At 71.1% G+C, this 24,588-nt stretch carries 16 protein-coding genes; 3 read left to right on the top strand and 13 right to left on the bottom strand.

Annotation, left to right across the window (positions count from 1 at the left end):
- The first annotated feature begins 303 nt into the window (after nt 1-303).
- Nucleotides 304-2,631 carry an alpha/beta hydrolase fold domain-containing protein gene (locus tag I4I81_RS28160; RefSeq protein WP_275957355.1) on the top strand — a complete coding sequence of 776 codons (2,328 nt, stop codon included), beginning with the start codon at nt 304-306 and terminating at the stop codon, nt 2,629-2,631.
- A gap of 295 nt (nt 2,632-2,926) precedes the next feature.
- Here the strand turns inward: I4I81_RS28160 and I4I81_RS28155 are convergent, their stop codons facing one another.
- Nucleotides 2,927-6,841, bottom strand: a complete 3,915-nt coding sequence (locus I4I81_RS28155; protein ID WP_218616449.1) for a DNA-directed RNA polymerase subunit beta' — start codon at nt 6,839-6,841, stop codon at nt 2,927-2,929.
- Between the two features lie 43 nt (nt 6,842-6,884).
- Entirely contained in the window at nt 6,885-10,415 is a 3,531-nt protein-coding gene (gene rpoB, locus I4I81_RS28150) for a DNA-directed RNA polymerase subunit beta (RefSeq protein WP_372478327.1), read from the bottom strand.
- A 554-nt stretch (nt 10,416-10,969) separates the two neighbouring features.
- On the opposite strand from rpoB, the gene I4I81_RS28145 reads away from it, so the two are divergent.
- Complete coding sequence (locus I4I81_RS28145) at nt 10,970-11,938, top strand: cyclase family protein (RefSeq protein ID WP_218604751.1); 969 nt, start codon at nt 10,970-10,972, stop codon at nt 11,936-11,938.
- A complete protein-coding gene (locus tag I4I81_RS28140) occupies nt 11,935-13,605 on the top strand; it encodes an AMP-binding protein (protein WP_218604750.1) in 1,671 nt (556 codons plus the stop codon). The genes I4I81_RS28145 and I4I81_RS28140 overlap by 4 nt, the downstream gene beginning before the upstream one ends.
- A gap of 70 nt (nt 13,606-13,675) precedes the next feature.
- Here I4I81_RS28140 and rplL read toward each other — a convergent pair whose 3' ends face one another.
- The 11 genes from rplL to I4I81_RS28085 all read right to left on the bottom strand — a co-directional run bounded on the left by rplL (nt 13,676) and on the right by I4I81_RS28085 (nt 24,587).
- Complete coding sequence (rplL, locus tag I4I81_RS28135; protein WP_218604749.1) at nt 13,676-14,062, bottom strand: 50S ribosomal protein L7/L12; 387 nt, start codon at nt 14,060-14,062, stop codon at nt 13,676-13,678.
- A gap of 54 nt (nt 14,063-14,116) precedes the next feature.
- Entirely contained in the window at nt 14,117-14,716 is a 600-nt protein-coding gene (rplJ, locus tag I4I81_RS28130; protein ID WP_218604748.1) for a 50S ribosomal protein L10, read from the bottom strand.
- A gap of 266 nt (nt 14,717-14,982) precedes the next feature.
- Nucleotides 14,983-15,879 (bottom strand): nuclear transport factor 2 family protein, encoded by an 897-nt coding sequence (locus I4I81_RS28125; protein WP_218604747.1) that lies wholly within the window; start codon nt 15,877-15,879, stop codon nt 14,983-14,985.
- Between the two features lie 41 nt (nt 15,880-15,920).
- Nucleotides 15,921-16,463, bottom strand: a complete 543-nt coding sequence (locus I4I81_RS28120) for an Rv1363c family protein (protein WP_218604746.1) — start codon at nt 16,461-16,463, stop codon at nt 15,921-15,923.
- Between the two features lie 24 nt (nt 16,464-16,487).
- On the bottom strand, nt 16,488-17,723 hold the full coding sequence (locus I4I81_RS28115) for an MCE family protein (RefSeq protein ID WP_218604745.1): 1,236 nt from the start codon (nt 17,721-17,723) through the stop codon (nt 16,488-16,490).
- Nucleotides 17,720-19,009 carry an MCE family protein gene (locus I4I81_RS28110; RefSeq protein WP_218616448.1) on the bottom strand — a complete coding sequence of 430 codons (1,290 nt, stop codon included), beginning with the start codon at nt 19,007-19,009 and terminating at the stop codon, nt 17,720-17,722. The genes I4I81_RS28115 and I4I81_RS28110 overlap by 4 nt, the downstream gene beginning before the upstream one ends.
- Nucleotides 19,006-20,229: an MCE family protein gene (locus I4I81_RS28105; protein ID WP_218616447.1), complete on the bottom strand. Its 1,224-nt coding sequence runs from the start codon at nt 20,227-20,229 to the stop codon at nt 19,006-19,008. Before I4I81_RS28105 ends, I4I81_RS28110 begins: the two co-directional genes overlap by 4 nt.
- A complete protein-coding gene (locus I4I81_RS28100) occupies nt 20,229-21,194 on the bottom strand; it encodes an MCE family protein (RefSeq protein WP_218603393.1) in 966 nt (321 codons plus the stop codon). Before I4I81_RS28100 ends, I4I81_RS28105 begins: the two co-directional genes overlap by 1 nt.
- Nucleotides 21,194-22,330, bottom strand: a complete 1,137-nt coding sequence (locus I4I81_RS28095; protein ID WP_218603394.1) for an MCE family protein — start codon at nt 22,328-22,330, stop codon at nt 21,194-21,196. Before I4I81_RS28095 ends, I4I81_RS28100 begins: the two co-directional genes overlap by 1 nt.
- A complete protein-coding gene (locus I4I81_RS28090; RefSeq protein ID WP_218603395.1) occupies nt 22,327-23,751 on the bottom strand; it encodes an MCE family protein in 1,425 nt (474 codons plus the stop codon). Before I4I81_RS28090 ends, I4I81_RS28095 begins: the two co-directional genes overlap by 4 nt.
- Nucleotides 23,748-24,587: an MlaE family ABC transporter permease gene (locus tag I4I81_RS28085; RefSeq protein ID WP_218603396.1), complete on the bottom strand. Its 840-nt coding sequence runs from the start codon at nt 24,585-24,587 to the stop codon at nt 23,748-23,750. The genes I4I81_RS28090 and I4I81_RS28085 overlap by 4 nt, the downstream gene beginning before the upstream one ends.
- Nucleotide 24,588 lies beyond the last annotated feature (1 nt).

The raw sequence follows: 24,588 nt of genomic DNA, 5'->3' as shown, positions 1-24,588 counted from the left end.
CGGAGCCTGCGATCAGCGGCCCACGGGCGCGCAGATCGGCCCGACCTAGGTCGAGCGCAAGCACCAAGAGTACCCGCCCCGCTGAGAGGGGGTCAAAACGGGTCCTGGTCAGCGTCTGCCGGTCCGGCCAGAGTGCCGCACGTCGTGGCGCGGTGCAAGCAGACTCGCCCGCTCGCCGCCTCCCGACACCCGCTCGTCGCAGACGGACCCGCACTCACCGTGACCTCGACCGTGGCCCGTTCGTGCACGTCCTGGCCCCGGCGAGCCGTTCCGGACGGCGGGCCGGGATGGATACCGTCCGGTATGGCCCTTCCGCGTGCCGCCGTCCGGCTGCTCACCCGGGGCGTCGTCGCCCCGCTCCTCTCCCCGCTCCTGCCGCTGCCGGTCAGCCGGCGCCTGCTCGACGCCACGGGGTACGTCCTACCGGTGCCGCTCGGGACCCGCCGCACCGCCACGACGCTCGGCGGCGTGTCGACCGAGCGGGTGGTGGCGCCGGGTGCGGACGGGCCGCACCAGGTGTTCTACCTCCACGGCGGCGGCTACAAGACGGGCTCCCCCACCTCCCACCGCGCGCTGACCGCCCACCTGAGCCGGGCCTGCGGCGCGCCGGTGCACGTACCGGCCTACCGGCTGGCCCCCGAGCACCCGTTCCCCGCCGCCGTCGACGACGCGGAAGCCGCGTGGCGGGCGCTGCGCGCGGCCGGGCATGCGGCACGACACATCGCGGTGCTCGGCGACTCCGCGGGCGGCGGGCTCGCGATGGCCCTGGTGCTGCGGCTCCGCGCCGCGGGCGAGGAGCTCCCCGGCTCCCTCGGGTTGATCTCGCCGTGGCTCGACCTCGACCTGCGCTCGCCCTGGGTCTCGGCCAACGCCTCCCGCGACGCCATGCTCGACGCGGCCACCCTCGGCCCGGCCGCCGAGGAGTACCGGCGGGATGCCGACGCCCCAGAGCTCGTGCCGCTGGCCGCCGACCTCGCGGGCTTCCCGCCGCTGCACGTCGTCGCCGGGGCCGACGAGATCCTCGTAGGGGACGCCGACGCGCTCGTCGAGCGGGCGCGGGCGGCGGGTGTGCCCGTCACCTACACGCGGGCGGCCGGACTGTGGCACGCGTACCCGGTGTTCGCGGGCCTGCTCGCCGAGGCCGACGCCGCCGTCGCGGAGCTGGGCGCAGCCGTGCGGGGCGACTGCGCGGGCTCCCGGGTACGGGTCGCCGTGGTCGGGGCCGGGTTCGGGGGCATCGGCCTCGGCGCCGTCCTGAGCGGCTCCGACACCGCGGAGGTGACGATCCTGGACAAGGCCGACGGCGTCGGTGGGGTCTGGCGCGCCAACACCTACCCCGGCGCCGCGTGCGACGTGCCGTCGCACCTCTACTCGTTCTCCTTCGCCCCCGGGCGGGAGTGGACCCGCCGGTTCGCCCCGCAGCCCGACATCCTCCGCTACCTGGAGCGCGTGGCCGCCGAGCACCGGCTGGAGCCGCGGCTGGGCACCGAGGTCACCGAGGCCCACTGGGACGAGGGCCGTGGCGCGTGGCGGCTGGACCTCTCCGACGGCGACTCGATCGAGGCCGACGTCCTGGTGCCGGCGTGCGGCCAGCTCTCCCGGCCCGCCGCCCCGCGGATCCCCGGACTCGAGACGTTCGGCGGCCCGGTCTTCCACTCCGCGGAGTGGGACCACGACGTCGACCTCACCGGGAAGCGGGTCGCGGTGGTCGGCACGGGTGCGAGCGCGATCCAGTTCGTGCCCGCGATCGTCGAGCGGGTGGCCGCCTTGACGGTCTTCCAGCGCTCGGCGCCCTGGCTCATCCCCAAGCCGGACCGCCCCTACGGCCGGCTCGCCCGTGCACTGCAGCGCCTGGTCCCGGCCGGGCGGCTCCCCGCCCGCGGCTTCTGGGCGCTGTTCTTCGAGACCGGCGCGCTGGGCTTCACCCGGTTCCCACTACTGACGCCGCCGTTCCGCTGGGCCCACGGCGCGATGCTGCGCCGCCAGGTCCCCGACGCCGCCCTGCGCGCGAAGCTGCAGCCCGACTACCCCGTCGGCTGCAAGCGCGTCGGCATCTCCTCGGACTGGTTCCCGGCACTGGCCCGCCCGCACGTCGACGTCGTCACCGACGCGATCGCGGCCGTGACACCCACCGGCGTCCGGACCGCCGACCGCACCGAGCACCCCGCCGACGTGATCGTCCTCGGCACCGGGTTCGCCACCAGCGACTTCCTCGCCCCGATGAAGGTCTTCGGCCCCGGCGGCGCCGAGCTGTCCGACCGCTGGCGCGAGGGTGCCCGCGCCCACCTCGGCATCGCGGTGCCCGGCTTCCCCAACCTGTTCCTGCTCTACGGCCCCAACACCAACGTCGGCTCCGGGTCGATCGTGCACATGCTGGAGAGCCAGATCGCCTACGTGCGGCAGGCCATCGCCGCGATCGCGGGCGGCGCGGGCCCGCTGTCGGTGCGCCCGGAGGTCGAGAGCCGCTTCGACACCGAGATGCAGGACCGCCTGGGCCGAAGCGTCTGGACCGGCTGTCAGAGCTGGTACCGCACCGAGACCGGTCGGATCGTCAACAACTGGCCGGGCCTGATGCGCGAGTACCGCAGGCGCACCGCGCGGTTCGACGCGGAGGAGTACGAGCGCCCCTGACCCGACGCGCGCCCCGCACTCCCGCGCGCACCGCCGAGCACGTGCGGGGAGGACGAGGGTGCGCGTCGGGCGGTAGGTGGGACTCACCCACCGCCGCGGCCCGCGCGCACCTCCGTCCCCCGCACGCACGCTCGACTGTGCGCGCGGCGGGGCCACGTGCGCGCAGGCTCGGATCCCTGCGGACCCCGCAACGACGAACGGGGCCGGAGACCGCCACGGGAGAGCGGTGTCCGGCCCCGTCCGGGACCTCCTCGGACCCGCCCCTCCACCGTCGCGGAGGGGCGGGTGCGGCTACCTAGCGGTAGTCGCGGCCGAAGTCGTAGTCGTCCAGCGGCACCGCGGCACCGGTGCCCGTGCCGAACACGTCGGGGCTGTAGTAGCCGTCGTCGTAGCTCGGCAGCGCGTAGGCGGCCGCGCGGGCCTCCTCCGTGGGCTGGACCTGGATGTCGCGGTAGCGGGCGATGCCCGTGCCCGCCGGGATCAGCTTGCCGATGATCACGTTCTCCTTGAGCCCGACGAGCTTGTCGCGCTTTCCGTTGATCGCGGCATCGGTGAGGATCCGGGTGGTCTCCTGGAACGAGGCCGCGGACAGCCACGACTCCGTGGCCAGCGAGGCCTTCGTGATCCCCATCAGGACCGGGCGGCCGGACGCGGGCTCGTTGCCCTCGGCCACGACGCGCCGGTTCTGGGTCTCGAAGTCGGCCCGCTCGGCGAGTGCGCCGGGCAGGAACTCCGTGGACCCCGAGTCGATGATCGTGACCCGGCGCAGCATCTGCCGGATGATCACCTCGATGTGCTTGTCGTGGATGTCCACGCTCTGCGTGCGGTACACCTTCTGCACCTCACGCACGAGGTGCAGCTGCACCTCACGCGGACCCATGACGCGCAGCACCTCGTGCGGGTCGGCCGTGCCCTCGAGGAGCAGCTGGCCCACGTGCACGTGGTCGCCGTCGGCCAGCGGACGCTCCTGGCCGTCGACCGTCGTCATCGCGAGCCACTGCCGCTTCGACAGCTTCTCGTAGATGATCTCCTCGCCACCGTCGTCCGGGGTGAGGGTGATCTTCCAGAAGCGCTCACCGTCCTCGATCGCGATGCGACCGTCGACGTCGGCGATCGGGGCCTTGCCCTTGGGGACACGGGCCTCGAACAGCTCCTGGACACGCGGCAGACCCGTGGTGATGTCGTCACCCGCCACACCACCGGTGTGGAACGTGCGCATCGTCAGCTGGGTGCCGGGCTCACCGATCGACTGCGCCGCGACGATGCCGACCGCCTCGCCGACGTCGACCAGCTTGCCGGTGGCCATCGAGCGGCCGTAGCACATGGCGCAGATGCCGGTGGCCGACATGCAGGTGAGCGGGCTGCGCACCTTGATCGTCTTGATGCCGGCCGCGACCAGCACCTCGAGCGCCGGGTCACCGAGGTCGTCGCCCCGGCCGACCACGATCGCACCGTCGGCGCCCGTGACGTCCTCGCCCGACGTGCGGGCGTAGACGGCGGTGCGCAGGTAGCGGTGCGGGATCACGCGGCCGTCGGAGGTCTCCTCCGTGACGGCCATCGAGACGCCCCGCTCGGTGCCGCAGTCGACCTCGCGGACGATGACGTCCTGCGACACGTCCACCAGACGACGGGTCAGGTAACCCGAGTCGGCGGTGCGCAGCGCGGTGTCCGCGAGGCCCTTGCGGGTGCCGTGCGTGGAGATGAAGTACTCCAGGACCGACAGGCCCTCGCGGAAGTTGGACTTGATCGGACGGGGGATGTACTCGCCCTTGGGGTTGGCCACCAGACCACGCATACCGGCGAGCTGCCGGACCTGGGTCATGTTGCCCGCCGCGCCCGACTTGACGATCGTCGGGATCGGGTTGTCCTCGGGGAAGTTGGCCTCCATGGCCCGGGCGACCTCTTCGGACGCCTGGGTCCAGATCTTGACCATCTCGTCGTTGCGCTCCTGGTGGGACAGGGCCCCACGCAGGTAGCGCTTGTTGACCTGCTCGGCCTTGACCTCGTAGCCGTCGAGGATCTCCTGCTTGTTCGGCGGCACGATGACGTCGGAGACGGCCATCGTGACCCCGGAGCGCGTGGCCCAGTAGAAGCCGGCGTCCTTGAGGCGGTCGAGGCACTGCGCGACCTCGGTCATCGAGTACCGCTCGGCCAGATCGTTGACGATCATGGCCTGGCGCTTCTTCGGCAGGATCTCGTTGACGTACGGGTAGTCGGACGGGAGCAGCTCGTTGAACAGCACCCGACCCAGCGTGGTGTCGGCCAGCCACGGGTCGCCCTCGGACCAGCCGATGGACTCGACGATCGTGGCGGGCGGGGTGACCCCGTGCAGGCGGATCTTCATCGGTGCCTGCAGGTGGAGCACCTTGCGGTCGTACGCCATGATCGCCTCGGCGACCGAGGAGTAGATCCCGCCCTCGCCGTGTGCGCCCTCGCGCAGCCGGCTCAGGTGGTAGATGCCCGTGACCATGTCCAGGCGCGGCATGGCGAGCGGACGGCCCGACGCCGGCGACAGGATGTTGTTCGACGAGAGCATCAGGACGCGCGCCTCGGACTGCGCCTCGGCCGACAGCGGCAGGTGCACCGCCATCTGGTCACCGTCGAAGTCGGCGTTGAACGCCTCGCAGACCAGCGGGTGGAGCTGGATGGCCTTGCCCTCGACCAGCTGCGGCTCGAAGGCCTGGATGCCCAGGCGGTGCAGGGTCGGTGCGCGGTTGAGCAGCACCGGGTGCTCGGAGATGACCTCTTCGAGCACGTCCCACACCTGCGAGCGACCCCGCTCGACCATGCGCTTCGCGGACTTGATGTTCTGCGCGTGGTTGAGGTCGACCAGCCGCTTCATGACGAACGGCTTGAACAGCTCCAGCGCCATCTGCTTGGGCAGACCGCACTGGTGCAGCTTGAGCTGCGGGCCGACGACGATGACCGAACGGCCCGAGTAGTCGACGCGCTTGCCGAGCAGGTTCTGGCGGAACCGGCCCTGCTTGCCCTTGAGCAGGTCGGACAGCGACTTGAGCGGCCGGTTGCCCGGGCCCGTCACCGGCCGGCCGCGGCGGCCGTTGTCGAACAGCGCGTCGACGGCCTCCTGTAGCATCCGCTTCTCGTTGTTGACGATGATCTCGGGCGCGCCGAGGTCGATCAGTCGCTTGAGGCGGTTGTTGCGGTTGATGACCCGGCGGTACAGGTCGTTGAGGTCGGACGTGGCGAAGCGGCCACCGTCGAGCTGCACCATCGGGCGCAGGTCCGGCGGGATGACCGGGACGCAGTCGAGCACCATGCCCATCGGCGAGTTGCCGGTGGTCTGGAACGCCGCGACGACCTTGAGGCGCTTGAGGGCGCGGAGCTTCTTCTGCCCCTTGCCGCTGCGGATGGTCTCCCGCAGGTTCTCGGCCTCGGCCGGGATGTCGAAGTTCTGCAGCAGCGTCTGGATCGCCTCGGCGCCCATGGCGCCGGTGAAGTAGTCGCCGTACCGGTCGTAGAGCTCCCGGTAGATCGACTCGTCGGCGATGAGCTGCTGCACGTCGAGCTTGGTGAACGCGGTCCAGATCTCGTCGAGCCGGTCGAGCTCGCGCTGCGCGCGGTCACGGAGCTGGCGCATCTCGCGCTCGCCACCGTCCTTGACCTTGCGCCGGACGTCGCCCTTCGCGCCCTCGGCCTCGAGCTCGGCCAGGTCGGCCTCGAGCTTCTGGGCCCGATCCTCGAGGTCGGTGTCGCGCCGGTTCTCGACCCGCTTGCGCTCCACGCTCATCTCGGTCTCGAGCGTGGACAGGTCGTTGTGGCGCAGCTCCTTGTTGACCGACGTGATCACGTAGGCCGCGAAGTAGATGATCTTCTCGAGATCCTTGGGCGCCAGGTCGAGCAGGTAGCCCAGCCGGCTCGGCACACCCTTGAAGTACCAGATGTGCGTGACCGGGGCGGCCAGCTCGATGTGGCCCATCCGCTCACGACGCACCTTGGCGCGCGTGACCTCCACGCCGCAGCGCTCGCAGATGATGCCCTTGAACCGGACGCGCTTGTACTTGCCGCAGTAGCACTCCCAGTCCCGGGTCGGGCCGAAGATCTTCTCGCAGAAGAGTCCGTCCTTCTCGGGCTTGAGCGTGCGGTAGTTGATCGTCTCGGGCTTCTTGACCTCGCCGTGGGACCACTCACGGATGTGCTCCGCGGTGGCCAGACCGATGCGCAGTTCGTCGAAGAAGTTGACGTCGAGCACTATTCGCCTCAGTTCCTTCTGTATATCTGGCTCGGACAGGCGGTCAGTTGACGACGTCGTCGACGGTCATCGACTCGGAACCGGGGCGGCTGGACAGGTTGATGCCCAGGTTCGCCGCGGCCCGCTCGAGGTCCTCGTCGTCGGTGTCGCGCATCTCGATCGCCTGGCCGTCGCTGGAGAGCACCTCGACGTTCAGGCAGAGCGACTGGAGCTCCTTGAGGAGCACCTTGAACGACTCCGGGATGCCGGGCTCCGGAATGTTCTCGCCCTTGACGATCGCCTCGTAGACCTTCACGCGGCCCGCGACGTCGTCGGACTTGATCGTGAGCAGCTCCTGCAGCGTGTAGGCCGCGCCGTAGGCCTGCATCGCCCAGCACTCCATCTCACCGAAGCGCTGGCCACCGAACTGCGCCTTACCACCCAGCGGCTGCTGCGTGATCATCGAGTACGGGCCGGTGGAGCGGGCGTGGATCTTGTCGTCCACCAGGTGCAGCAGCTTCAGGATGTACATGTAGCCGACCGCGACCGGGAACGGGAAGGGCTCCCCGGAACGACCGTCCATCAGCACGGCCTTGCCGTCGGACTTGACCATCCGCTCACCGTCGCGGTTGGGCAGTGTGCACCCGAGCAGACCGGTGATCTCGTGCTCCTTGGCACCGTCGAACACCGGGGTGGCGGTCTTGGTGCCGGCGGGAGCGGTGTGCAGGCTCTCCGGGATCTGCTTGGCCCAGTCGAGGCCGTTCTCGTTCTCGCCGCCGTCGATGTCCCAGCCGGTCTTGGCGATCCACCCGAGGTGGGTCTCCAGCACCTGGCCGATGTTCATCCGTCGCGGCACACCGTGCGTGTTCAGGATGATGTCGATCGGCGTGCCGTCGGGCAGGAAGGGCATGTCCTCGGCGGGGAGGATCTTGCCGATGACGCCCTTGTTGCCGTGCCGGCCGGCGAGCTTGTCGCCGTCCTGGATCTTGCGCTTCTGGGCCACGTAGACGCGGACCAGCTCGTTGACGCCGGGCGCCAGCTCGTCCTCGTCGTCGCGGGAGAAGACCCGGATGCCGATGACCTTGCCGGTCTCGCCGTGGGGCACCTTGAGCGAGGTGTCGCGGACCTCGCGCGCCTTCTCACCGAAGATCGCGCGGAGCAGGCGCTCCTCCGGCGTCAGCTCGGTCTCGCCCTTGGGCGTGACCTTGCCGACCAGGATGTCGCCCGGCTGGACCTCGGCGCCGATGCGGATGATGCCGCGCTCGTCGAGGTCGGCGAGGACCTCCTCGGAGACGTTCGGGATGTCCCGGGTGATCTCCTCGGCGCCCAGCTTGGTGTCGCGGGCGTCGATCTCGTGCTCCTCGATGTGGATCGACGTGAGCACGTCGTCCTGCACCAGGCGCTGCGAGAGGATGATCGCGTCCTCGTAGTTGTGGCCCTCCCACGGCATGATCGCCACGAGCAGGTTCTTGCCCAGGGCCATCTCGCCGTTCTCGGTGCACGGCCCGTCGGCCAGTACCTGTCCGACCTCGACCCGCGCGCCCTCGAGGACGATCGGCTTCTGGTTGGTGCAGGTGCCCTGGTTGCTCCGGCGGAACTTGTGCAGCCGGTACGTGCGGCGGGTGCCGTCGTCGGCCATCACCGTGATGAAGTCGGCGCACAGCTCCTCGACGACGCCGGCCTTCTCGGCCACGACCACGTCGCCCGCGTCGACCGCGGCGCGCAGCTCCATGCCGGTGCCGACGAGCGGCGAGTCGGAACGGAGCAGCGGCACCGACTGGCGCTGCATGTTGGCACCCATCAGGGCGCGGTTGGCGTCGTCGTGCTCGAGGAACGGGATCATCGCGGTGGCGACCGAGACCATCTGGCGCGGCGAGACGTCGATGTAGTCGACGCCCTTCGGCGAGATGTAGTCGACGTCGCCGCCCTTGCGGCGCACCAGCACGCGGTCGCCGACGAAGTTGCCGTCCTCGTCGAGCGGCTCGTTGGCCTGCGCGATGATGAAGCGGTCTTCCTCGTCGGCCGTGAGGTAGTCGATCTGGTCGCCCGCGCGGCCGTCGGTGACCTTCCGGTACGGCGACTGGATGAAGCCGAACGGGTTGACCTGCGCGAAGCTGGCCAGCGACCCGATCAGGCCGATGTTCGGGCCCTCCGGGGTCTCGATCGGGCACATGCGGCCGTAGTGGGACGGGTGCACGTCGCGCACCTCGAAGCCGGCGCGCTCACGCGACAGTCCACCCGGACCCAGCGCGGAGAGGCGACGCTTGTGCGTCAGACCCGCGAGGGGGTTGGTCTGGTCCATGAACTGCGACAGCTGCGACGTGCCGAAGAACTCCTTGATCGCGGCCACGACGGGCCGGATGTTGATCAGGGTCTGCGGCGTGATCGCCTCGACGTCCTGCGTGGTCATCCGCTCGCGGACGACCCGCTCCATGCGCGAGAGGCCGACCCGGATCTGGTTCTGGATCAGCTCGCCCACGGTGCGCAGGCGACGGTTGCCGAAGTGGTCGATGTCGTCGGTCTCGACGGGGATCTCGACACCCGAGCCCTCCTCGCCCTCGACCGCGTCGGACACCATCGAGGTGTCGCCCGCGTGCAGCCGGACGAGGTACTCGATGGTCGTCGCGATGTCCTCCTCGGTCAGCGTGCCGACCGGGTTGGGCGTGGACAGGCCGAGCTTCTTGTTGACCTTGTAGCGGCCCACCTTGGCGAGGTCGTAGCGCTTGTCCTTGAAGAACAGGTTCTCCAGGAGCGTCTGCGCGCTCTCGCGGGTGGGGGGTTCGCCGGGGCGCAGCTTGCGGTAGATGTCGAGCAGCGCCTCGTCCTGGCCGGCCGTGTGGTCCTTCTCCAGGGTGGCGAGCATCGTCTCGGAGAAGCCGAAGCGCTTCGAGATCTGCTCGGCGTCCCAGCCGAGTGCCTTGAGCAGCACGGTGACCGGCTGGCGGCGCTTGCGGTCGATGCGGACGCCGACCGTGTCGCGCTTGTCGACGTCGAACTCCAGCCACGCACCGCGGCTGGGGATGACCTTGACCGAGTAGACGTCCTTCTCGGTCGTCTTGTCGATGTTGTGGTCGAAGTAGACGCCCGGCGAGCGGACGAGCTGCGATACGACGACACGCTCGGTGCCGTTGATGATGAACGTGCCCTTCGACGTCATCACGGGGAAGTCCCCCATGAAGACCGTCTGGCTCTTGATCTCACCCGTGGTGTTGTTCGTGAACTCCGCGGTGACGAACAGCGGAGCCGCGTACGTCATGTCCTTGTCCTTGCACTCCTCCTCCGAGGCCTTGACCTCGTCGAAGCGAGGGTCGGAGAAGGACAGGGACATCGACCCGGAGAAGTCCTCGATCGGCGAGATCTCGGTGAGGATCTCCTCGAGACCGCCCACCGGGTTCTCGTCCCCGGCATCGATCCGCCGCTGGAACCACGCCTCGTCGCCGACCAGCCACTCGAACGACTGCGTCTGCAGGTCGAGCAGGTCGGGGACCCGGAGCGGCTCGCGGATCTTCGCGAAGGAGACCCGGGTGGGGGCTCCGGGGAGGGCCATGTGGTCCGAGGTGGTCGCGGGGGTCTTGGTGGCGTGCGGCGATGCCAAGATGCGTCCTTCCGGAACTGCGCTCTTCATCTGGCGTGGTCCGGGTTCCTCGCGCTACCGTTTCGTTCAGTCCGGTAGGAGCGGGAAGTTCCGGGTCACGCCGTCTGTTGTCAGGGCGCGACCGCCGACCACCTTCGCGAGCAGTTCGGGGTGGACCACCGGGGTGGGACTCCTCGAAGCGCGCGCAAAGCTGGACGGAGGCAGCGCAAAGAGGCAGTCTAGCTGCATATGCAGCCGCTGTCGAGACAGGTCCCCAAGGAAGCCATCGAGACCTAAGAGTGACCTGACAGGCGCACCGAGTCAAGACGCTACGCGTCGGTAAGTGGTCCGTTTCGTGGGACGACCGGCCTCTACGGCCCCGTTCCTGCACTCCGCAACCGTTCACCCGGGAAGTTCACCCCGTCGGGTCGACCGCCGACGGAGCCTCGGTTCGCCGTCGCTTTCCGTGTCCACCCGGCCGGCGGCACGGTGAACGGCGGCACCTTGACAGGCTGTGAGAGGCGACACGACCATCACGGGCGTCAACACTTCTGTCGACGCACGAGGAGACAACGATGTCCGACGCCCCCGCCATGCGCGATCTACTGGGCGCCGACGCCCCGTCCAACTGGGGCAAGTGGGGTCCGGACGACGAGCTCGGGGCTCTGAACTACCTCGACGCCGGCGAGGTGCTCCGCGGCATCCGGCACGTGAAGTCGGGCGAGACCTTCACGCTGCAGATCCAGATGGGCCGCACCGACGGCCCCGGCGACCCGCTGTGGCCCGGCCGCGAGGGCATCAAGCGCAAGAACGAGCTCGACGAGGGCACCTGGGACGGCGAGGGCGCACCGGCGTTCCCCGGCGGCCTGCACTACGCCGACGACACCGCGCACATCTTCCTGCAGGGCTCCACCCAGTACGACGCGCTGGGCCACGTCTGGTACGACGGCAAGCTGTGGAACGGCTACGACGCCCGCTCCACGATCGACGCGATGCAGAAGGCCTCGGTGCTCCCGATCGCCGAGAAGGGGATCGTCGGCCGCGGCGTCCTCATCGACATGGCCCGACACCGCGGCAAGGACTACCTCGACAAGGGCGAGACGTTCGACCACACCGACCTCGAGGCGGCCGCGGCGGCCCAGGGCGTCACCATCGAGCCGCACGACATCCTCTGCGTCCGCACCGGCTGGATGAAGTACTGGTACGAGCTCAACGACCCGGCCGCGTTCTACGACGGCTTCAAGGAGCCGGGCCTGACCTACTCCCGCGAGCTCGTGCAGTGGTTCCAGGACCGTGAGGTACCCAACCTCGTCACCGACACCATCGCCAACGAGGTCACCTACGAGCCGGAGACCGGCGTCGCGCTCCCCCTGCACTGCGCCCTGATGCGCAACCTGGGCGTCACCCTCACCGAGATCGCCTGGCTCGACGACCTCGCCGACGCCTGCGCCGCCGACGGACGCTGGAGCTTCCTCTACGTCGCCGCGCCATTGAAGGTCGTCAACGGGACGGGTGCGCCGGTGAACCCGATCGCGATCCGATGACGCCCGCCGCCGAGTCGACGATCTACGGTTCGAAGCCCTGGCTGGCCCGCTACGCGGCCGGTCAGCCCTCGTCGATCACGGTCGAGTTCGACAGCGCGCTGGACATGTTCCGGGCCGCCGTCGAGCGCGACCCGGACGGCGACATCATCCGGTACTTCGACGGCCGCATCACCCTGCGCGAGCTCGACGGCCTCACCGACGCGTTCGCCGCGGCGATCGTCGACGCCGGGTTCACCGCGGGCGAGCGGGTGGCCGTCTACCTGCAGAACGTGCCGCAGTTCCTGATCGCGCAGATCGGGGCCTGGAAGGCCGGCGGCATCGCCGTGTCGATCAACCCGATGAACAAGGAGCGGGAGCTCACCGAACTGCTCACCGACTCCGGCGCGACCGTGCTCGTCTGCCTGGAGAGCCTGCACCGCGACGTCGCGGCGAAGGTCGTGCCGGGCACCGCGGTCCGCACGGTGATCACCACCTCGGAGCTGGAGTACCAGACCCGCGACGACCCCCGGATCTTCACCGGGGTCGAGCGGATCGCGTGCGAGGGCACCCTGGACATGGCGCAGACGCTGGAGCGGTTCGCCGGACAGGCCCCGCCCGCGGTGGTTCTGGGTCCGGACGACATCGCGTTCCTGACCTACACCTCCGGCACCACGGGCCCGCCCAAGGGTGCGATGACGACCCACCGCAACGTGGTCTTCAACGCGCAGACCTACCGCGACTGGGTCGGCCTGACCAGCGACGACGTCGTGCTCGGCGTCGCCCCGCTGTTCCACATCACCGGCCTGATCGCGCACATCGCGATCTCGCTGCTGATCGGTGCGCCGCTGGTGCTCATGTACCGGCTCGACCCGGCCGTCACGATCGAGACGATCCGGGACGAGCAGGCGACCTTCACGGTCGGCTCGATCACGGTGTTCATCGCGCTGATGAACTCCCCCGCGGCCGAGAAGGACGCGCTGGCGACGCTGACCAAGATCCTGTCCGGTGGGGCCCCCATCCCGCCGTCCACGGTGAAGGCGTTCGCATCGACGTTCGGGCACTACATCCACAACGTCTACGGCCTCACCGAGACGACGTCCCCGAGCCACGGCACGCCGTTCGGCTCGGAGGGTCCGGTCGACGAGGCGTCCGGCGCGCTGAGCGTCGGCGTGCCGGTCTACGACACCGTGGTCCAGATCGTCGACGACCAGGGCGACGACCTCCCGGTCGGCGAGATCGGCGAGCTGGTCACCACCGGCCCGCAGGTCGTCGTGGGGTACTGGAACAAGCCCGAGGAGACCGCCAAGGCGCTGCCCGGCGGCTCGTTGCACACCGGCGACGTGGGTTACATGGACGCCGACGGCTGGTTCTACATCGTCGACCGCAAGAAGGACCAGATCAACGCGGGCGGCTACAAGGTCTGGCCGCGCGAGGTCGAGGACGTCCTCTACGAGCACGAGGCCGTCCGGGAGGCGGCCGTCGTCGGAGTGCCGGACGAGTACCGCGGCGAGAGCGTCAAGGCGTTCGTCAGCCTGCGTCCGGGGAGGTCGGTGACGGAAGCGGAACTCATCGCGTTCGCGAAGGAGCGGATGGCGGCATACAAGTACCCGCGGGCGATCGAGTTCCTCGACGAGATCCCCAAGACCGTGACGGGCAAGCTGCTGCGGCGCGAGCTGCGCGGGCGGTAGCGAACGCGCGACAGGGGCGGCACCCGGTCCGGGTGCCGCCCCTGTCGTGCGTGCGGTGGTGACGCGGTGATCAGCTCAGGCTGACCTTCGCGCCGGCCTCCTCGAGCTTGGTCTTGGCGGCCTCGGCGGCAGCCTTGTCGACGCCCTCGAGCACCGACTTGGGGGCGGCCTCGACGAGGTCCTTGGCCTCCTTGAGGCCCAGGCCCGAGACGAGCTCGCGGACGACCTTGATGACCTGGATCTTCTTGTCACCGGCGGCGTCGAGGACGACGTTGAACTCGTCCTTCTCCTCCTCGGCGGGGGCGGCGGCAGCGGCACCGCCGGCGGCGGCGACGGCGACCGGGGCGGCCGCGGTGACGTCGAAGGTCTCCTCGAACTTCTTCACGAACTCCGACAGCTCGATGAGGGTGAGGTCCTTGAAGGCCTCGAGCAGCTCGTCGGTGGACAGCTTCGCCATGGTGGCGGTCCTTTCTCAGGGGTGCAGCACAGGTGCAGCAGGTGGGGGTGGAGCTCAGCTCTCGGCGTCGGCCGGGGCCTCGGTGGTGTCGGCGTCGGCGGCGGCGTCATCGGTGGCGGCGGCCGGGGCCTCGCCACCCTCCTCCGCACGCTTGTCGGCGAGCGCCTGCGCCAGGCGCGCGACCTGCGACGCCGGAGCGGCGAACAGACCGGCGGCCTTGGACAGGTTGGCCTTCATCGCGCCGGCCAGCTTGGCCAGCAGGACCTCGCGCGACTCCAGGTCGGCGAGCGAGGCGACCTCGGCGACGGTCAGGGCGCGACCGTCCATGTAGCCGCCCTTGACGATCAGGGCCTTGTTGTCCTTGGCGAAGTCGCGGATGGCCTTCGCGGCCTCCGACGGCTCGCCGTTGATGAACGCGATGGCCGTCGGGCCGACGAGCAGCGACTCGATGCCGCTGACTCCGGCATCCTCCGCCGCCCGCTTCACCAGGGTGTTCTTGGCGACGCGGTAGGTGGTGTCGTTGCCCAGAGCGCGCCGCAGGGCGATCAGCTGGGTCATGCTGAGGCCGCGGTACTCGGTGACGACCGAGGCGGACGCGCCCCGGAACCGGCTGGCGATCTCGTCGACCGCAGCGACCTTGTCGGATCGAGCCATTCCCTGCCTCCTCTCGGGTAGTCGTCGGTGATGTGAACCCACCGGCGACTGCCCCTGGAGACGCGAGACGCCCCGGCGCAGAGCGCACGGGGCGTGAACGGGCGCACGACGGCGACCGGAGCTACCTCGTCCTCCTGCGCGGGTCGCCCGCTCCTGGCGGGGCCTTCGTACGCCCCCGTGATGGCGGGCGCAGACCTGCGGTCTTCGGTGGAACCGTGCGCCAGACTACGCCCCCGCGCCGGGTCCCGGCGCAGGGGGTGGCCGGGTCAGCGGCTCTCGACCGAGGCGATCCTCCAGCGGCCGTCGACGCGCTCACCGGTGACGGTGAGGCGGCCCGCCGCGGCGACCTGCTCCGTCGAGGCCGCGGTGCTGGCCTGCTGGTCCATGAACGCGACGAGCACCGCGGTGTCACCCTCGATCGATTGCACCGCGGAGACCGTGACGACCGCCGAGACGACCGCCTGCTGCTGCGGGGCGAGCTCGCGGACCTGGGTGAACAGGCGGTCGAACTCCGGCGTGAAGCCCTCGGTGATGACGTCGCGGGCCGCGCGCTCGTTCTCGTCGAGGCGGGCGAAGTCGTAGGAGTAGAGCAGCTCCAGCGCGTCGCCGAGCTGGGTGCTCACCTCCGACGTCGCCGTGAGGTCGGTCAGGGCCGTGTTCGCCGCCGACGGGGAGCTCCGCAGCGCCGCGGTGGCGATCCCGAAGAACACCGACAGGGCGACGAGGACGACCAGCAGCGCGGCGAGCACGGGCATGGTGCGCAGGCGGGAGAGCACGGCGGCCCCGCGGCCGGTACCGGTGGGCTCGGCGGGGTCGCCGGATCCTGCGGCGGGCCGTGACCTGCGACGGCCGCGGGGAGTGGTCGCGGGGTCGGCCCCCGTCGTGGGCTCCGCCGGGTCGACCGACGCCGGGTCCCCGGCGGGACCGGCCGGTGCGTCGGCGACCGCTGCGTCGCTGGGGGCGTCGGCGACCGGGGCGTCGGCGACCGGGCCCGCCGGCTGCGTCCGGACGCGGGCCGCGACGGATGCCGGGGGCCGGGGCCCGCGGACCCCGGTGAGAGTGGGGCCTTCGCCGTCGGTCTCGGGACGGCCGGGGGCCGCGGTGCCCGCGACCTTCGGACGGCGGGTGGCGGGACTGGGGATCGTGCGGCGGCGTGCGGGCATCGGTCGCACCTCCTGCTCGGGGCGGTCGGGTCGGGGGCCGGTCAGCGGACGACGTCGGCCCGGCTGGCCTTCCAGCCCTGGTCGGTGCGGGTCATCTCGATCTGCAGGCGCTGCCGCAGCAGCACCGGGTCCTCGTCGGGCACCGTGACCTGCACGTCCACCCCGACGACGACGCGGGCCACGCCGGAGCGCAGGTCCAGCTCGGCGACCGCGGCGTCGGTGACGGACGCGGAGGTGCTGCGGCCGGACTCCGTGACCAGCCCGGCGTACTCGGCGCGGTTGGCGCGGAACTCGTCGAGCAGCCCGCCGGTGGAGGACTGCTCCCACAGGTCGAGGCCCGGCTCCACGTCCGCCGAGTCGAGGGTGTTCAGGTTGATCGCGGCCTGGCGGGCGTCGAGCAGCACGACGTCGCGGGACTGCGCGAGGTCGCGGTCGTCGTCGGTGACCGTCAGGGCCCACAGCACGCCGAGCACCAGAGCGACGACGGCGGCCGCGGCGACCAGCACCGTGAGCAGCCGGACCGGGTCGCGGCGGGGCGCGGCGGCCGGTTCTCCGGCGGTGTCGCGTTCGTCGAGCAGGGTCATGCGCCCTCCATGGGGGAACGCGGCCTAGGGGAGCAGGCCGGTGAGGATCTGGGCCGGGCTGCTCAGCGGGGTCTCCGAGCCGACCGGCGCCGTGCCGGCGAACACACCGCCCGACGGCGGTCCGACCGGGGCGTCCTTGGGCGGCATGGGGGTCTCCGCCCGCGGGACATTCTGCGCCCCGCGCACCGAGATCGGGCTACCGGGGGGTTCCGCGCAGTACGCGTCGGCGTTCGCCGGGGTGTCCTCGATCTCGATGCCGGAGCGCCGCTGGGTGCCCTCGTACCCCTGCGTGCACGGGTAGGGGTCGAACAGGTTGACCGCGAGGCCGAGGTGCGCGGTGCCGTCGCCGGGGGCGACCGTGTAGGCGACCGAGGCGAAGGCCGGGTAGGTCACCAGCAGCTGCCGCAGGCCCGCCTGGCGCGGCTCGGCGACGCGGGCGACGGTGAGCAGGTCGGAGATCAGCGTGGACAGCCCCGGACCGCTCTCGCGCAGGAGCCCGGTGATCTGCTCGGAGGCCTCCGGGGCGGTCTCCAGCAGACGCCGCAGGTCCGGGTCGGAGGTCCTGAGCTGCTCGGCCAGCAGCGCCAGGTCGGCACTGAAGTTCTGGAACGACCCGGACACCTCGTTCTGCGTGGTGAGCACGGTGCGCCCGTCGCGCAGCAGGTCGAGGGTCTGCGGCAGCGCCTCGACGGCGTCCTCGCTGAACGCATCGGTGGTGGCGAGGATCCGCTGCAGCGGGCCCGCGGTGCCGTCGAACGCCGTGCCGAGCTCGGAGACCACGGTCTGCAGCGACTGCAGGGGGACCGAGCGGGCCAGGTCGTCGACGCCGACGACGAGCTCCTCCACCGGCACCGGTGTCGAGGTGCGGTCGACGGGGATGACCGACCCGTCCTCGAGCAGCGGCCCGCCGTCGGAGGCGGGCTGCAGGTCGACGTACTGCTCGCCGATCGCGGAGAGGTTCCGGACGGCCGCGTCGACGTCGACGGGGATGTCCGGGGCGCTCCGCTCGACGTCGAGCTGCACGTCCACGCCCTGGGGCGTGAGCGTCAGCGCCCCGACCCGACCGACGGAGACGCCGCGGTAGGTGACGTCGGCGCCGGTGAAGATGCCGCCGGAGTCGGCGAGCCGCATCGTCACGGGGTAGGTCGTGGTGCCGAGGACGTCGCCGAAGCCCGCGTACCGGAAGCCGGTGTACCCGACGCCGAGCACGGTGAGCAGCAGGAACGCCACCAGCTGGATCTTCGTGGCCCGCGTGATCATCGTCCGCCTCCCAGCAGGCCGCCGAGCAGGCCGCCGTCGCCCTGTCCGGCGTCCGGCTGCCGGGTCGGTGTGGCGGGCGGCGGGGTCGTGGATCCCTCCGGAGCACGCTCGGGCAGGGGTTCCACCTGGCCCGGCAGGATCGGCAGCGCGTCGCCGAGCAGCGGGAACTCCTGCAGTCCCTGCAGCGCGCCGGTCGGGCCGAGCAGCGGCCCGAGCAACTGGCCGGTGGGCGGCAGCGCGGCGAGCGGGCTGTCCGGGCCCAGCAGCGGTTGCTCGGACCGGGTCAGGTTCGCCAGCACGGAGCCGAGGTCGAGGTCGACCGTGGCGTAGAGGTTCGCGTAGTCACCCGCGAAGGCCGCCTCGCCCGCGTCGGTGAACGGCGGGGTGAACAGCAGCTGCAGCGACTCCGGCAGGTCGGCGCCGGACTCCGCGAGCTTCTGCAGCACCGGGCGCAGCAGGTCCAGGTCGGCCAGCAGGTCGTCGCGGCTGCGGTTGACCACGTCGGTGCCGACGACGGAGAGCCGGTCGAGGGCCTGGAGCATGTCGACGAGCTGCTCGCGCTGGTTCTCCAGCTCGGTCAGCCCGGGCTCGAGGTCGTCGAGGGCCACCTCGATCTGCCCGCGGCGGTCGGCCAGCGTGATGCTCAACCGGTTGACCTCGTCGAGAGCCCGGGTGATCTCGGTCTTGCGCTCGTCCAGCGCGCCGACCAGCGTGTCGACGTCGTCGAGCAGCGCCCGGATCTCCGGCTCGTTGCCGTCGAGGGCCTGGTTCAGCTCGTCCGCGATGGTCCGGATCTGCGCGACCCCACCGCCGTTGAGCAGCATCGACAGCGCGCCGAGCACCTCCTCGACCTCGGCGGCCCGGCCGGAGCGCTCCAGCGGGATCACCGCGCCGTCGGCGAGCGAGCCGGCGCCCGCGCCGTCGGACGGGCCGCCGAGCTCGACGAACTTCTCCCCCAGCAGGCTCGTCGTGCGGACCCGGGCGGACGCGTCCGACGGCAGCTCGACGTCGTCGTTGACGAGCATCGTGACCATGGCGGTCCACCGGTCGCTGACGGTGATGCCGGTGACGGTGCCGACCGGCACGTCGTCGACCATCACGAGCGACTGGGGCACGAGGTCGACGACGTCGCTGAACTCGGCGGTCACCTCGAACGGCGTGTCGCCGAGGTCGGCACCACCGGGGAGGGTGACCCCGCGCAGGCCGTCGGACAGCAGGCCGCAGCCGGAGGTGAACACGGTCGCGACCGTGAGCACGGCCGCCAGCCGCAGCTTCCGGGCGATCATCGGCCACCCTCCAGGGGGACGGCGGGCGCGGCGGGCGCCGCGGCCGCGGGGGCGGTGGGCAGCGCCAGCCCCGGGACCGGGGGGACCTCGCCCGCCTGCAGCGAGGTGATCACCTCGGCCGCCGACGGCAGCGGCAGCTGGTCGAGCGGGCCGAGCGCGGCGCAGGCGTCGGAGACCCCGATCGGGAGGTCGGCCAGCGCCTCCGGCGTGCCGCGCTCGAGCAGCTCGCAGATCAGCACGAGCGGCGGGAGCGTCAGCTCGTTGATGTTGGCCCGGGTGTCGAGCGTGCCCGACGAGCCGTTGTAGGCGTTGGCGAGGTTGCCCAGCGCGGTCGGCGCGGTGTCCAGGGTCTCGGCGAGCGCCTGCTGCTGCCGGACCAGCACCCCGGTGACGTCGGTGAGCCGGTCGACGTTGGAGGCGAGGATCTCGCGGTTGTCGCGGACGAACGCCGCGACCTCGCCGAGGGCGATCGAGAGCTCCTGCAGGGCCGCGCCGAGGTCGCCGCGCTCGTCGGCGAGGAAGCCGGAGACGTCCTCGAGGCGGGTGTTGAACTCGCGGACCTCGGCGTCGTTCGCGGCGATCACCGAGACGAACCGCTGCAGCTCGGTGACCGTGCCGAACAGTTCCTCGCGGGAGTCGGCGAGGGTGCCCGACAGCTCCCCGAGGTCGGTGATGGTGTCGTTGATCGCCTGGCCGTTGCCGCCCAGGTTCTCCGCGCCGACGTCGAGCAGTCGCGACAGCGACCCGTCGCGGTTGACTCCGTTGGGGCCCAGCGCCTCGGTGAGGTCGGTGGCCGTGCGGGCGAGGTCGTCGACGTCGAGCGGGACCGCGGTGCGCTCCACCGGGATCTCGGCGCCGTCGGCCAGCTCCGGGCCGCCCGAGTACGTCGGCGTGAGCTGGACGTAGCGGCCGGTGACCAGGCTCGGCGAGATCACGACGGCGCGGGCGTCGGCGGGCAGGACCAGGTCGGGGTCGTCGATCGTCATCTCCACGCGGACCCGCGTGCCCTCGGGGACGACCCGGTCGATCGTGCCGACGTTCACGCCGAGCACCCGCACCGAGTTGTCCTCGAACACCGCGGTGGCCGAGGTGAAGTAGGCGACGACCGAGCGGCCCGGCGGGCGGGCGATGACGACGAACGCCGTCGCCAGCAGCACCGCGATCACCGCGACCAGCCCGACGAGCTGGAACTGCCGACGGTCGGTTGCGTTGAGCGCCATCAGCAGCCGCCTTCGTTGATCGGGCCCAGCGGCGGGAAGACGAGGCCGCAGATGTAGTTGTCGAACCAGCGGCCGTTGCCGACCGCGTTGCTGAACAGGCGGGTGAAGACCGCCTGCCGCTCCAGGGCCAGGTCGAGGTTGTCGCGGTTGCGCTGCAGGATCTCCGCGACCCCGTCGAGCGCCTCCAGGGTGGGCGTGAGCTGCTCCTGGTTGTCGGCGACGAGCCCGCGCAGCTGCACGGACAGGTCCCGGGTGCCGTCGAGCAGGGCACTGATCGCGTCCTTGCGGCGCTGGATCTCCGCGAGCAGCAGGTTGCCGTCGGAGAGCAGCCGCTCGAACTCCGGCGCCCGGTCGGCCAGCACACCGGAGAGGTTCTGCGTGCCGGCGAGCAACCTGCGGATCTCCTCGTCGCGGCTCGCGATCGTCTGCGAGAGGCGCGACAGGCCGTCGAGCGCGCCGCGGACCTCGGGCGCGGTGCCGGAGAACGTCTCCGACAGCGTGTCCAGGCTCGCCGCGAGCTGGTCGGTGTCGAGCGCGTCGATGGTGCTCGACAGCCCGTTGAAGGCCTCGACCACGTCGAACGGGGACGCGGTGCGGTCGAGCGGGATGACGGCGTCGGAGACGATCTCGGCGTCGCCCTGCGGGTCGAGCGCGAGGTACTTCGCGCCGAGCAGCGTCTTGACCTCGATCGACGCCGTCGTCCGGTCGCCGACCCAGGCGTCCTTGACGTCGAAGGTGACCAGCACGCGGTCGCCGGCGAGCTCGACCGACTCGACCCGGCCCGCCTCGACACCGGCGATGGTGACCAGGTCACCGGACTGCAGCCCGGCGGCCTCGCTGAACTCGGCCCGGTGGATCTCGCCGCGGGTGAGCGCGGCCGGGAGGGTGAACGCCGCGACCAGCACCGCGAGGATGACCACGATGCCGATCAACGCGATCGGGACGGGTCCGCGCTTCTCGGGCATCAGTTCTCCCCCAGCAGCGGGATCGCGGGCAGGTCCGGCGAGGACGGCAGGGCCGGCAGCGGCCCGCCCAGCAGGCTGGTGTCGCCCTCCGCGCCGCCCGACGGGTCGGCGCCGCAGCGCGGCTGCGTGTTCGTGTAGGCGTCGAACTGGAACGACGGGACGAACGGCGAGAGGCCGACCGTGCCGCTCGCCTGGCAGAGGTAGAAGTTGAACCAGCTGCCGTAGCTGCCGGCCCGGGTGATCGTGTTGAGCTTGCCGGGCCAGTTGACCAGGAAGCTCTCCAGCGCGGGCTCGCTCGCGTTGAGGTTGTCGGACAGGTCGCCGAGCGCGGCGATGTCGTCGCGCAGCGCGGGCCGCCCGTCCTCCACGAGGTCGGCGGTGACCTGGGTGAGGTCCCCGATCGAGGCCAGCGCCTGACCGATCGGCTCGCGGTCCTGCGACAGCCCGGACACCAGCTCCTGCAACGAGATCACGAGGTTCGACAGCTCCTCGTCGCGCTGGTTGACGGTGTCGAGCACGAGGTTGAGGTTGTCGATGACCTGGCCGATGACCGCGTCGCGGTCGGCGATCTCGTTGGTCAGCGACGCGGTGCTCGCGAGCAGGCTCTGGATCGTGCCGCCCTGGCCCTGCAGCACCTCGATGATCTCGAAGGAGAGCTTGTTGACCTGGTCGGCGTCCAGCGCGGCGAACAGCGGCTTGAACCCGTTGAACAGCGTCGTCAGGTTCAGCGGGCCGCGGGTGCGCTCCACCGGGATGGTGGCGCCGTCGGCGAGCACCTCCCCGGTCGGGCCGGACCCCTGCGCCAGCCCGAGGTAGCGCTGGCCGACGAGGTTCTTGTAGTTGATCGACGCCGACACCGACGCGGGCAGGTCCTGCGCGCGGTCGACGCTGAACGAGACCTCGGCGAAGCGGCGGTCGACGATCCGGACGTCCTCGACGGCGCCGACGACGACACCGGCGATCCGGACGTCGTCGCCGACCAGGAGGCCCGCAGCGTCGGTGAAGCGCGCGCTGTAGGTCGTGCGCTCGCCCCCGGAGCCGTTCGCGATGGTCACCCCGAGCACGGTGGTGGCCAGCGCGACGACGACGGCGAGCGCCAGGAACTTGAGCAGGGGCGCGAGAGGCAGGTTCCTCACGTCAACGTCACCTCCGCACCGCGGTAGAGCGGGCCGACCATCATCGAGCTCCAGCTGGGCACCGCGGCCGGGTCGCCACCGTCCTGCGCCGCGACCAGCTCGGCGACGAGCTGCCGCTCACCGGGCGAGTTGGGCAGTCCCATGCCCTCGTAGGCGATGGCCTCGACCGGGAGCCCCGGCAGGCCGGGCAACCCCGGTAGGCCGGGTAGGCCGCCCTCGGGGGCCTCGCCGCGGGCGCTCGAACCGTCCTCGCAGGTGTAGGAGGCGTCGCCAGTGCCGAAGGTGTCTCCGCCGAGGTCGTCGACGTCGCCGCGGGGCGAGTCGGCAGGCGGGGGCGGCGAGAGCGATCCGTCGCAGAACGGGCCGTCCGGCGGCTCCTGCGGACCCAGCGGCAGGATCGGGTAGCAGCGCGGGCCGCGGTCGTCGAGGTACTCGGGCTCGTCCTGGTTCGGCACGTACTTGCCCTTGTTGTTGACGATCTCCACCGTCACGTAGACGCCGGGACGGCCGTTGCCGGCGCCGAACACGTCGTCGAGGCGCGGGATGAGCCCGTTGAGCTGCTGGAAGAAGCAGGGGAACTCCGGCGAGTAGCGCGCCAGGCTCTCCAGCGTCGGCCGCGAGGCCGCCGACAGCGAGATGATGTTCTCGCCGTTGCGGTCGAGGAAGCCGCGCAGATCGTCGGACGCGGTGGTGACCCCGCCGATCAGTGCCCGGAGCTGCTCGCGCTGCTCCGACACCGTCCGCGTGGTCACGGTGAAGTCCTCCAGCGCGTCGAGCAGGTCCGGCGCGGCCGAGTCGAGGTTGGCCGCGAAGTCGGCGAACTGCGTGATGTCCTCCTGCAGGTCCGGGATCCCCGGACGGAGGCCACCGGTCAGCTCCTGCAGGCGCACGAGGGTGTCGCCGAGCCGCTCGCCGCGGCCCGACAGCGCCTGCGACAGCGCGCCGAGGGTCGTCGCGAGGTCGTCGGGCTTCACGGCCTGCAGCAGCGGGAGCAGGCCGTCGAGCGCCGCGTCGATCTCACGGGCGGTCTCGCTGCGGTCCATCGGGATGACGTCGCCCGCCGCGATCGTGCTGCTCCCGCCGTTCTCCGGCGGCACCAGCGACACGTACTTCTCGCCGAACAGCGTCTTCGGCAGCAGCCGCGCGGAGACCCCGGCGGGGATCATGTCGATCATGTCGGGCCGCAGCGACAGGGTGACGTCGGCGCCCGAGCCGGTGGTGCTGATCTGCTCGACCGTGCCGACGATCAGGCCGCGCACCTTGACGTCGGAGCGCTCGGTGAGCTGGTTGCCCGCGCGGTCGACCTGCAGGGTCACGGGGACCCCGCTCTCGAACGCACCGTTGTACTTCGCGATCGCCAGCCCCAGCAGGGTGACGATGACCAGGACGAACGCGAGGCCCTGGATCCGACGCCTGATCATCCGGCCACCCGCACCGAGGTCTCCGTCCCGTAGATCACGAGGGTGAGGAAGAAGTCGAGGATCGCCGTGCTGACGATCGACAGGCGGACCGAGCGGCCAACCGCGATACCCACGCCCGCCGGCCCGCCCTTGGCCGAGTAGCCGTAGTGGCAGTGGATCAGGATGATCACGATCGCGAAGACGATGACCTTGAGATAGGAGTACAGGACGTCGCTGACCGGCAGGAACAGGTCGAAGTAGTGGTCGTACGTGCCGCCAGGCAGCCCGTTGATGAGCGTGACGTTGAGGCGGGAGGAGATGAAGCTCGCAAGCAGGCCGATCGTGTAGATCGGGATGATCGCGATCGTCCCGGCGATCACGCGGGTGGTCACGAGGAACGGCACCGACGGCACCGCCATGACCTCCAGTGCGTCGACCTCCTCGGAGATCCGCATGGCGCCGAGCTGGGCGGTGAAGCCCGCGCCGAGCGTGGCCGTCAGCGCCGCGGCGGCGACCAGGGGCGCGATGTCGCGGGTGTTGAAGTAGGCGGTGATGAAGCCGGTGAGGGCCTCGACGCCGAGCGAGTCGAGTGCGCGGAAGCCCTGCAGACCCACCAGCGAGCCGACGAACAGCGACAGCGACAGCATGACGCCCGCCGTGCCGAGGATGACGATGAGCGCACCGGACCCGAAGCTCACCTCGGCGAGCAGCCGCGCGATCTCCGAGCGGTAGCGCCGCAGCGTGCGCGGGATCCAGCCGATCGCGCGCCCGTAGAGCGAGAGCTGGTCGCCGAACTCGTCGAGCTGCTCGAGCGGACCCCGGACGAGGCTGCGGGCCCGGGAGGTGAGGGTCGCCATG

Origin of the sequence: Pseudonocardia abyssalis (assembly GCF_019263705.2) — a bacterium.
Taxonomy (GTDB): domain Bacteria; phylum Actinomycetota; class Actinomycetes; order Mycobacteriales; family Pseudonocardiaceae; genus Pseudonocardia; species Pseudonocardia abyssalis.
Note: the sequence above shows the minus strand (reverse complement) of the source record. Positions and strands in the feature narration are given on the sequence as shown.